8 protein-coding genes are annotated in these 10619 nt (G+C 72.5%); 5 read left to right on the top strand and 3 right to left on the bottom strand.

Translation table 11 applies throughout. The features are described from left to right. Positions 1–77 precede the first annotated feature (77 nt). From chvE to KSNIM_RS28410, 5 genes are all read left to right on the top strand, one after another. Positions 78–1175, top strand: coding sequence for a multiple monosaccharide ABC transporter substrate-binding protein (gene chvE / locus KSNIM_RS28430; RefSeq protein ID WP_317634065.1), 1098 nt, complete (start codon positions 78–80; stop codon positions 1173–1175). 111 nt (positions 1176–1286) lie between these two features. Further along, entirely contained in the window at positions 1287–2864 is a 1578-nt protein-coding gene (mmsA, locus tag KSNIM_RS28425; protein WP_263105967.1) for a multiple monosaccharide ABC transporter ATP-binding protein, read from the top strand. 3 nt (positions 2865–2867) lie between these two features. Continuing rightward, positions 2868–4103 (top strand): multiple monosaccharide ABC transporter permease, encoded by a 1236-nt coding sequence (gene mmsB / locus KSNIM_RS28420; protein WP_263105966.1) that lies wholly within the window; start codon positions 2868–2870, stop codon positions 4101–4103. A gap of 131 nt (positions 4104–4234) precedes the next feature. Further along, positions 4235–4699, top strand: a complete 465-nt coding sequence (locus KSNIM_RS28415) for an RICIN domain-containing protein (protein WP_263105965.1) — start codon at positions 4235–4237, stop codon at positions 4697–4699. Positions 4700–4745: 46 nt separating this feature from the next. Then, entirely contained in the window at positions 4746–5945 is a 1200-nt protein-coding gene (locus KSNIM_RS28410; protein WP_263105964.1) for an MFS transporter, read from the top strand. 79 nt (positions 5946–6024) lie between these two features. Here KSNIM_RS28410 and araA read toward each other — a convergent pair whose 3' ends face one another. The 3 genes from araA to KSNIM_RS28395 are packed head-to-tail and all read right to left on the bottom strand — an operon-like array spanning position 6025 to position 9997. Continuing rightward, entirely contained in the window at positions 6025–7533 is a 1509-nt protein-coding gene (gene araA / locus KSNIM_RS28405; protein ID WP_263105963.1) for an L-arabinose isomerase, read from the bottom strand. Between the two features lie 14 nt (positions 7534–7547). Then, a complete protein-coding gene (locus KSNIM_RS28400) occupies positions 7548–8225 on the bottom strand; it encodes an L-ribulose-5-phosphate 4-epimerase (RefSeq protein WP_263105962.1) in 678 nt (225 codons plus the stop codon). Next, positions 8222–9997 carry a ribulokinase gene (locus KSNIM_RS28395; RefSeq protein WP_263105961.1) on the bottom strand — a complete coding sequence of 592 codons (1776 nt, stop codon included), beginning with the start codon at positions 9995–9997 and terminating at the stop codon, positions 8222–8224. The genes KSNIM_RS28400 and KSNIM_RS28395 overlap by 4 nt, the downstream gene beginning before the upstream one ends. Between the last annotated feature and the right edge of the window lie 622 nt (positions 9998–10619).

Raw genomic sequence — 10619 nt, 5'->3', positions numbered from 1 at the left:
ACCCCATGCCCCACCCCCCGCTCGACCGACCCGGCGCTCCCCGCCCGCCCCGGTCGCGGCACACCCCTGGAGGAACTGTGCGGAAGCTCTCTACGGCCCTCGCCGCGGCCGGTCTCGCGCTGTCGCTGGCGGCCTGCGGCCAGAGCGCCAACGGCGTCGGCGACGGCGCGTCCAAGGACGGCGCCAAGGGCGGGCTGGTCGGCATCGCCATGCCGACCAAGTCCTCGGAGCGCTGGATCAACGACGGCAACAACATGGTCAAGGAGTTCCAGTCCAAGGGCTACAAGACCGACCTGCAGTACGGCGACAACGTCGTCGAGAACCAGGTGTCGCAGATCGAGAACATGATCACCAAGGGCGCCAAGCTCCTGGTCGTCGCCGCGATCGACGGCTCCTCGCTCACCGACGTGCTGCAGAAGGCCGCCGACGCCCACATCCCGGTGATCTCCTACGACCGGCTGATCCGCGGCACCAAGAACGTCGACTACTACGCCACCTTCGACAACTTCAAGGTCGGCGTCCTGCAGGGCACCTACATCGCCGACAAGCTCGGCCTCAAGGACGGCAAGGGCCCGTTCAACGTCGAGCTGTTCGCCGGCTCGCCGGACGACAACAACGCGCAGTTCTTCTTCAACGGCGCGATGAGCGTGCTCAAGCCGTACCTCGACAGCAAGAAGCTCGTCGTGCAGAGCGGCCAGACCGCCTTCAACCAGGTCGCCACGCTGCGCTGGGACGGCGGCGTCGCGCAGTCCCGGATGGACAACCTGCTGAGCAAGTCGTACACCACGGCCCACGTGGACGCGGTGCTCTCGCCCTACGACGGCATCTCCATCGGCATCCTCTCCTCGCTCAAGGGCGTCGGCTACGGCAGCGCCGGCAAGGCGCTGCCGATCGTCACCGGCCAGGACGCCGAGGTCGCCTCGGTGAAGTCGATCATCGCGGGCGAGCAGACCCAGACCGTCTACAAGGACACCCGGGAACTCGCCAAGGTCGCCGTCCAGATGGGCGACGCGGTGCTCACCGGCGGCAAGCCGGAGACCAACGACACCACCCAGTACGACAACGGCGCCAAGGTCGTCCCGGCCTACCTGCTGCAGCCGGTCAGCGTCGACAAGGAGAACTACGCCAAGGTCCTGGTCGACGGCGGCCAGTACACGGCCGACCAGCTCAAGTAGCCCGACCAGTCCGGGCCCGCCCGCCGCGGGCCGCTTGGAACCGGCGGTGCGGGCGGGGTGCAACCCCCAGTGCCCCCGCCCGCACCGCCCCCGTCGAAACGGAAACACCCCATGGCCGGACCTGTCCTCGAGATGCGTTCGATCACCAAGACCTTCCCCGGCGTCAAAGCCCTCTCCGACGTCAACCTCAGCGTCGCCGCCGGGGAGATCCACGCGATCTGCGGCGAGAACGGCGCCGGCAAGTCCACCCTGATGAAGGTGCTGAGCGGGGTGTACCCGCACGGCAGCTACGAGGGCGAGATCCTCTTCGAGGGCGAGCCCTGCCGCTTCAAGGACATCCGGGCCAGTGAGCAGCGCGGCATCGTGATCATCCACCAGGAGCTCGCCCTGGTGCCGTACCTCTCGATCGCCGAGAACATCTTCCTCGGCAACGAGCACGCCAGGCGCGGCATCATCAGCTGGCACCGGACGCTCACCCACGCCGCCGCCCTGCTGAAGCGGGTCGGCCTGCACGAGAACCCGCAGACCCGGATCGCCGACATCGGCGTGGGCAAGCAGCAGCTCGTCGAGATCGCCAAGGCGCTGGCGAAGGAGGTGAAGCTGCTGATCCTGGACGAGCCGACCGCGGCGCTGAACGACGAGGACAGCCGCAAGCTGCTCGACCTGATGCTGGAGCTCAAGGCCCAGGGCATCTCCTGCATCATCATCTCGCACAAGCTCAACGAGATCGCCCGGGTCGCCGACTCGGTCACGGTGCTGCGCGACGGCCGCACCATCGAGACCATCCCGGTCGGCGCCGACGGCATCGCCGAGGACCGCATCATCCGCGGCATGGTCGGCCGCGACCTGGAGCACCGCTACCCCGAGCGCACCCCCGAGATCGGCGAGACCGTCTTCGCCGTCGAGGACTGGACCGTCCAGCACCCGATCGACCACCACCGCAAGGTGGTCGACGGCGCCTCGCTGACCGTGCGTGCCGGCGAGATCGTCGGCATCGCCGGCCTGATGGGCGCCGGCCGCACCGAACTCGCGATGAGCGTCTTCGGCCGCTCGTACGGGCGCTGCACCGGCGGACGGGTACTGGTGCACGGCCGGGAGGTCTCCACCCGGACGGTGCCGCAGGCGATCGGGCACGGCATCGCGTACGTCACCGAGGACCGCAAGCACCTCGGCCTCAACCTCATCGACGACATCAGCCGCAACATCACGCTGAGTGCGCTCGGCAAGGTTGCCCGGCGCGGCTGGGTGGACCGGCACGAGGAGACGAAGGTCGCCGAGTCGTACCGGGCGTCGATGAACATCAAGGCGCCGTCGGTGTTCGCCGAGACCGGCAAGCTCAGCGGCGGCAACCAGCAGAAGGTCGTCCTCAGCAAGTGGATCTTCGCCGGCCCGGAGGTGCTGATCCTCGACGAGCCGACCCGCGGCATCGACATCGGCGCCAAGGCCGAGATCTACCAGGTGATCGCCGACCTGGCCGCCCAGGGCAAGGCCGTGCTGGTGATCTCCTCCGAACTCCCCGAGCTCCTGGGCCTGTGCGACCGGATCTACACGATGGCCGAGGGCCGGATCACCGGCGAGGTGGCCCGCGCCGACGCCGACCAGGAGTCCCTGATGCGCCTCATGACCGTGAGCGCCGCCCCGCAGACCGCAGCCCCGCAGACCGCAGTATCCCGACCCGAGCAGGTGTAAGGCATGGCCCAGACCCAGACCACCCCGAAGACCCCGCCGGGCCCGGCGGCACCCGCACGGACCCGCTCCACCGGCACCGTGCTCGCCGAGGCACTGCGCGGCAACGTCCGCCAGTACGGCATGCTGGTCGCCCTCGCACTGATCGTGGTGCTGTTCCAGATCTGGACCGACGGCACCCTGCTGAAGCCGCTCAACATCACCAACCTGATCCAGCAGAACGGCTACATCCTGATCCTGGCGATCGGCATGATGATCGTCATCATCGCCGGGCACATCGACCTGTCGGTGGGATCACTGGCCGCCTTCGTCGGAGCGGCGGCGGCCGTCATGATGGTCAAGCACGACCTGCCGTGGCCGCTGGCCCTGGCGTTCGCGCTGCTGATCGGCGCGGTCGCCGGCGCCTGGCAGGGCTTCTGGATCGCCTACATCGGCATCCCCTCGTTCATCGTGACCCTGGCCGGCATGCTGCTCTTCCGCGGCGGCACCCAGATCCTGCTCCAGGGCCAGTCGATCGCGCCGTTCCCGAAGGGCTTCCAGAAGATCTCCAGCGGCTTCCTGCCCGAGGTCGGCCCGCACACCAACTACCACAACCTGACCCTGCTGCTGGGCCTCGGCGTGCTCGCCGTCGCCGTGCTTCAGGAGGTCCGCGGCCGCCGCCAGGCCGCCTCGTACGGGCTCGAACTGCTGCCGGTGGGCTTCTTCCTCGCCAAGCTCGCCGCGATCACCGCCGCGGTACTCGTCTTCACCCTGCTGCTCGCCAGCTACCACGGCGCCCCGATCGTGCTGCTGATCCTCGGCGCACTGCTGGTCGGCTTCGGCTACCTGATGCGGAACTCCATCATCGGCCGGCACACCTACGCGATCGGCGGCAACGAGCCCGCCGCGAAGCTCTCCGGCGTGAAGAGCAAGCGGGTGGTGTTCCTCGCCTTCGTCAACATGGGCGTGCTCGCGGCGCTGGCCGGCCTGGTCTTCGCGGCCCGGCTGAACGCCGGCACCCCGCAGGCCGGCATCAACTTCGAGCTGGAGGCGATCGCGGCGGCCTTCATCGGCGGTGCCTCCGCCTCGGGCGGCGTCGGCACGGTGCTCGGCGCGATCATCGGCGGTCTGGTGCTGGGCGTGCTGAACAACGGCATGTCGCTGGTCGGCGTCGGCACCGACTACCAGCAGGTCATCAAGGGCCTCGTGCTGCTCGCCGCGGTCGGCTTCGACGTCTACAACAAGCGCAAGGTCGGCTCCTGACCCCGACCCGCGACGGCTCCGCCCGGTGTGTGTGCGCACACCGGGCGGAGCCGTTTCCGTCGGTCCCGACGCGTAGCGTGGACCTCCGAGGACGGCCGCACCCGGGCGGCCGGGCGGCGGCGGGACGGCACATGGGCGGAGCACGGTCGGGCGGGGCGGCGCAGGGGCCGGTGCCGGAGGGCCGCTACCGGCTGCGCAACGTCGGCAGCGGGCTGCTGCTGGAGATCGCCGGCGGGCGCAGCGGCAGCGGGGCGAAGGCCCGGCACGCGGCGGACGACGGCAGCGAGGCACAGGTCTGGCGGGTGTCGCCGGTGCATCCGGGGGCGGGCCTGTACCACCTGGAGAACGCGGCGAGCGGCAGGCGCCTCGACGTCACGGGTGCCCGGACGGAGGACGGGGTGCCGATCCAGCAGTGGTCGCCGAACGGGTTCGGCGCCCAGGAGTGGCTGTTCGAGCGGCACGTGGAAGAGCCGGGGACCTTCACGGTGGTGGCGATCGTCAGCGGCAAGGCGATGGAGGGTGCGGCGGACGGCTCGGTGCGCCAGCGGGAGGACGCCGACACACCCGCGCAGTGGTGGCGGCTGGAGCCCGCCTGACGCGCGCCCCCACCGGCCGGTGGCAGAGGGCCCGTACCGTGGGCGCATGAGCGATCGTCAGAGCGGCCGTCCGACCCGGGCCACGGCGTACCTGGCCGCCTCGGGCGTCTTCGCGGTCTGCATGGCCGGCACCACCCTGCCCACCCCGCTGTACTCGCTGTACCAGGAGGAGCTGGGCTTCTCCGAACTGGTCGTCACGGTGGTCTTCGCGGTGTACGCCTTCGCGGTGATCGGGGTGCTGCTGGCGGTCGGCAACGTCTCGGACACCGTGGGGCGCAAGCCGGTGCTGCTGGCCGGCCTCGGCTTCGCGGCGCTGAGCGCGTTCTGCTTCCTGTTCGAGGGCGGGGTGCCGCTGCTGTGCCTGGGCCGGCTGATGTCGGGCCTCTCGGCGGGCCTGTTCACCGGCACGGCGACCGCGTACGTGCTGGAGCTGGCGCCGGCCGGCCGGGAGGGCCGGGCGGCGTTCGCGGCGACGGCGGCGAACATGGGCGGGCTGGGGCTCGGCCCGCTGCTGTCGGGGGTGCTGGCCGAGTACGCGCCCAAGCCGCTGGTGCTGCCGTTCGTGGTGCACCTGGTGATGGTGGCGGTCGCGGCGGCCGTGCTGCTGGCGCTGCCGGAGTCGGTGGCGGGTGCGCGGGGGCTGTCGGCGGCGCGGGTGCAGGGGCCGAGCCTGCCGCCCGAGGTGCGCGGGGTGTTCGTGCCGGCCGGGGTCGCGTCCTTCGCCGGGTTCGCGCTGCTCGGGGTGTTCACGGCGGTCTCGCCGGCCTTCCTGGCGCAGACCCTGGACGTGCACAACCGGGCGCTGATCGGTCTGATCGTCTTCGCGACCTTCCTGGCGTCGACCGGCGGGCAGTTGGCGGCCGGTGCGCTGGGTGCGCGGCGGGCGCTGCCGCTGGGCTGCGCGGTGCTGCTCGGGGGGCTGGCGCTGCTCGGCGGCGCGCTGCTGGCGGAGCTGCTGGCGCTACTGGTGCTGAGCGCGCTGGTCGGCGGTACGGGCCAGGGGTTGTCGCTGCGCGGATCGGTCGGCGCGGTGGCCGCGGCGGCGCCCGCGGAGCACCGGGCCGGGTCGATCTCCTCGCTGTTCGTGGTGGCCTACACCGGGATCTCGATCCCGGTGATCGGCGTGGGCGTGCTGTCCGAGCCGGTGGGGCTGGAGGACGCCGGGGTGGTGTTCATCGTCTGCATGGCGCTGCTGACGGTCTTCGCCGGGCTGTACCTGCTGCGCCGCCCGGTGCCGGGGCGCTGACGGCGCCCGAACGACGGCCGACGGGCCGCTCCCCGTGGTGCGGGGGTGCGGCCCGTCGGGCGCGGTCGGTGAGCGGGGCTCAGAGGGCCTTGGCGAGGCGGTGGTAGGCCTGGTTCCAGCGCAGTTCGCGGGTGAAGCGGCGGATGGTGGTGTCCGCGTCGATGAGGACGAGTTCGATGGCGAGCATCTCGGCGAGGTCGTCGAGCTCCTCGGCGCCGAGTGCCCGGGTGAGGACGGTGTGGTGCGGGCCGCCGGCGGTGAGCCAGGCCTCGGTGGAGGTGCGCAGGTCGGGCCGGGGCCGCCAGACGGCGCGGGCGACCGGCAGGTGGGGCAGCGGCTCGGTGGGGGCGACCACGTCGACCTCGTTGGCGACCAGCCGGAAGCGGTCGCCGAGGTCGGCCATGCCGACGACGACGGCGGGGCCGGGTTCCGCGTCGAAGACCAGGCGGACGGGGTCCTCGCGGCCGCCGATGGACAGCGGGTGGATCTCGCAGGAGGGGGTGCCCGCGGCGATGGTCGGGCAGACCTCCAGCATGTGGGCGCCGAGGATGAGTTCCTGGCCGGGCTCCAGGTGGTAGGTGTAGTCCTCCATGAAGGAGGTGCCACCGGGCAGGCCCGCGGCGGCGGTCTTGAGGGTGCGCAGCAGGACGGCGGTCTTCCAGTCGCCCTCGCCTCCGAAGCCGTAGCCGTCGGCCATCAGGCGCTGGACGGCGAGGCCGGGGAGCTGGCGCAGGCCGCCGAGGTCCTCGAAGTTGGTGGTGAAGGCGCCGAAGCCGCCGTCGGTGAGGAAGGTGCGCAGGCCGAGCTCGATGCGGGCGGCGTAGCGCAGCGCCTCGTGCCGGTCGCCGCCGGCCCGGAGTTCCGGGGCGAGGCGGTAGAGCTCGTCGTACTCCTTGACCAGGTCGTTCACGTCCTCGTCCGCCGCGGCGTCGACCACGGCCACGAGGTCGTTGACGCCGTAGGTGTTGACGGAGACGCCGAGGCGCAGTTGCGCTTCGACCTTGTCGCCCTCGGTGACGGCGACGTCGCGCATGTTGTCGCCGAAGCGGGCGAGCTTCAGGGTGGCGAGTTCGGCGCGGCCGGCGGCGGCGCGGGCCCAGGAGGCGATGCGGCGCAGCACGGCGGGGTCGGTGGCGTGGCCGGCGACGGTCTTGCGGGCGATGCCGAGGCGGGACTGGATGTAGCCGAACTCGCGGTCGCCGTGGGCGGCCTGGTTCAGGTTCATGAAGTCCATGTCGATGGTGGACCAGGGCAGCTGACGGTTGGCCTGGGTGTGGAGGTGGAGCAGGGGCTTGCGCAGGGCGTCGAGGCCGGCGATCCACATCTTGGCCGGGGAGAAGGTGTGCATCCAGGCGATCAGACCGATGCAGCGGTCGTCGGCGTTGGCGTCGAGGCAGGTGCGGCGGATCGCGGCGGCGTCGGTGAGGACGGGCTTCCAGACGACGCGGACGGGGATGCCGCCGTCGGCGGAGAGCGCGGCCGCGACCTCGCGGGACTGCTCGGCGACCTGGCGCAGGGTGTCGTCGCCGTAGAGGCCCTGGCTGCCGGTGAGGAACCAGATCTCGCGGGTGTCGGCGGGGTGCGTCATGGGGTGGTTCTCCTTCACCGGGCCGCGGGCGCGGTCTGCTGGCCGTATACGTTCTGGTAGCGGTGGTTGAGGTGGTCGATGTCGGCCTGGGCGATGGGCTGGGGTTCGCCGAGCTGCCGGGAGATGTGGACGGTGCGGGCGACGTCCTCGCACATGACGGCGGCCTTCACGGCGGCCTTGGCGTCCTTGCCGATGGTGAAGACGCCGTGGCTCTTCATCAGGACGGCGGGTGAGCGGTGGCCGCGCAGGGTGTCGACGATGCCGCGGCCGATGGAGTCGTCGCCGATGAGGGCGAACGGGCCGACGGGGATCTCGGCGCCGAACTCGTCGGCCATGGCGGTCAGGACGCAGGGCACGGCCTCGCCGCGGGCGGCCCAGGCGCTGGCGTAGGTGGAGTGGGTGTGGACCACGCCGCCGACCTCGGGCATGTGGCGGTAGACGTAGGCGTGCGCGGCGGTGTCGGAGGAGGGGTTGTGCTCGCCGGCCACGACGGTGCCGTCGAGGTCGCAGACGATCATGGCGTCGGGGGTCAGCTCGTCGTAGGAGACGCCGCTGGGCTTGATGACCATCAGGTCCTCGCCCGGGATGCGGGCGGAGACGTTTCCGGCGGTCCAGACGACGAGGTTGTAGCGGACCAGTTCCTGGTGGAGGTCGCTGACCTGGCGGCGGATCAGATCGATCGGGGAGCTCATCGGTCCTCGCTGGGGCGGTGGGCGGTCAGGGCGGCGTTGCGGATGGCGCGCAGGCGGTGCAGCTGCTTGTCGGGGCCGGTGCCGAAGTGGTCGTGCAGGGCCCGGTATTCGGCGTAGAGGGCGTCGTAGGCGTCGGCGCGGGCCGGGTCGGGCAGGTATGCGTGGCGGTCGACCCGGCCCATCGCGGCCGCGGCGGTGCGCACGTCGGGGTGGGCGCCGGCGGCGACCGCGGCGTGGATCGCGGAGCCGAGTGCGGGGCCCTGCTCGGAGGCGGCGAGCGAGACGGGGCGGCGCAGCACGTCGGCGTAGATCTGCATGAGCAGGGTGTTCTTCTTGAGGCCGCCGGCGACGACGAACTCGGTGACGGGGACGCCGCCCTCCTCCAGCGCCTCGACGATCGTGCGGGTGCCGTAGGCGGTGGCCTCCAGCAGCGCGCGGTAGATCTCCTCGGGGCGGGTGGCCAGGGTGAGGCCGACGATCACGCCGGACAGGTGGTGGTCGACCAGGACGGAGCGGTTGCCGCCCATCCAGTCGAGGGCGACCAGGCCGTGGCCGCCGACGGGCTGCTCGGCGGCCTTGCGGCTGAGGAGCTGGTGGAGGTCCTCACCGGTGGCCTCGGCCTCGGCGAGGTACTCGGCGGGGACGCCCTGGCGCAGCCACCAGGCGAAGATGTCGCCGACGGCGCTCTGGCCGGCCTCGTAGCCGTAGGAGCCGGCGACGATGCCGCCGTCGACGACGCCGCAGATGCCGGGGACGTCGGCCAGCGCCGGGCCGTTGACGACGTGGCAGGTGGAGGTGCCCATGATGGCGAGCAGTTGGCCGTTGTCGACGGCGCGGGCGGCGGGGGCGGCGACGTGGGCGTCGACGTTTCCGGCGGCCACCGCGATGCCCTCGGGCAGGCCGGTCCAGGCGGCGGCCTCGGCGGTCAGCGAGCCGGCCCGGCTGCCGAGCGGGAGCAGCGGGTGCTCCAGGCGGGTGCGGGCGAAGTCGGCGAAGCCGGGGTGGAGGGCGGCGAGGTAGTCCTCGTCCGGGTAGCCGCCGTCCTGGTGGATGCCCTTGTAGCCGGCGGTACAGGTGTTGCGGGTCTCGGTGCCGGTGAGCTGCCAGACGATCCAGTCGGCGGCCTCGATCCAGCGCTCGCAGGCGGCGTAGACCTGCGGGTCCTCCTCCAGTACCTGCAGGGCCTTGGCGTACTGCCACTCGGCGGAGATCCGCCCGCCGTAGCGGTGGATCCACTTCTCGCCGCGGGCGTGGGCGAGGGCGTTGATCCGGTCGGCCTGCGGCTGCGCGGCGTGGTGCTTCCACAGTTTGGGCCAGGCGTGCGGGCGGGCGGCCCACTCGGGCAGCTCGGCGAGCGGGGTGCCGTCGGAGCGGGCGGGCAGCACGGTGCAGGCGGTGAAGTCGGTGGCGATGCCGATGACCCGTGCGGGGTCGACGCCGGACGCGGCGAGCGCCTCGGGGACGGCGGTGCGCAGCACCTCGCGCCAGTCCTCGGGGTGCTGCAGGGCCCAGTCGGGGGGCAGCGGGCGGCCGGTGCCGGGCAGGCGCTCCTCGATGACGGCGTGCGGGTAGCCGTGGACGGCGGTGGCGAGCTCCTCGCCGTCCCGCACGCGGACGACGACGGCGCGGCCGGAGAGGGTACCGAAGTCGACACCGACGACGTAGCTGTCGCCGCCGGCGGGCTCGGCCGCACCGGTCGGCCCGGTGCCGGGCGCGCTGCCGGCCTGCTCGGTGCCGGTCTGCTCGGCCCGGGTGGGGGGCGTCTCGGTCACTGTCTCATCCTTCGTACGGGGGTGGGGAGTTCGGGCCGGCCGCCGGCTGGTCCGCAGCGTCGCGGGCCGGCGGCCGGCCGTGTTCCGCTGCCCCACCCTCATAGGGAGCGGAACGGCGGCCGCCGGGCCGGGCAGACCGAAGCGGGGTGGTTGCCGGCCGGCGGAGCGGGTGGGTCGGGCGACTCCGGATGCTGTGATTGTTAACGTTCACATTTTGGCTGTCAAGGGTGCGGGAAGGCACCGTCCGGACCTCCCCGCCCCGCGGGCCCCCTCCCCCCACCGTGCGACCGCGGCACCTCCGCCGCAGGTCGAATGCGCGATCCACGCCCGCACACGCGGTCCGGGGCCGATCCCGGCAGCCGGCGGCCCCGCCACGCATGTCGCATCCGAAGCGCCCGACGGTCCCGGGACCGGTCCGCACACCGGGCGCACCGCCGGACGCCCGTGGGGCGCGCACCGGCCGCCCCGCACCGCTCCCGGGCGCCGTTGAACACCGGGCGGCCCCCGGCCGGGATGGGCCCTCCGCGTGATCACCGACCACCCCGGAGGCCCCGATGACCGGAAACACCCCCGCCCGCTCCTCCGCGGCGCGCACCACCCTGCGGCGCGCCGCCCGACGGGC

The organism is Kitasatospora sp. DSM 101779, from assembly GCF_025655475.1.
Classification (GTDB): Bacteria; Actinomycetota; Actinomycetes; order Streptomycetales; family Streptomycetaceae; genus Kitasatospora.
This window is presented reverse-complemented; position numbering and strand designations above follow the sequence as displayed.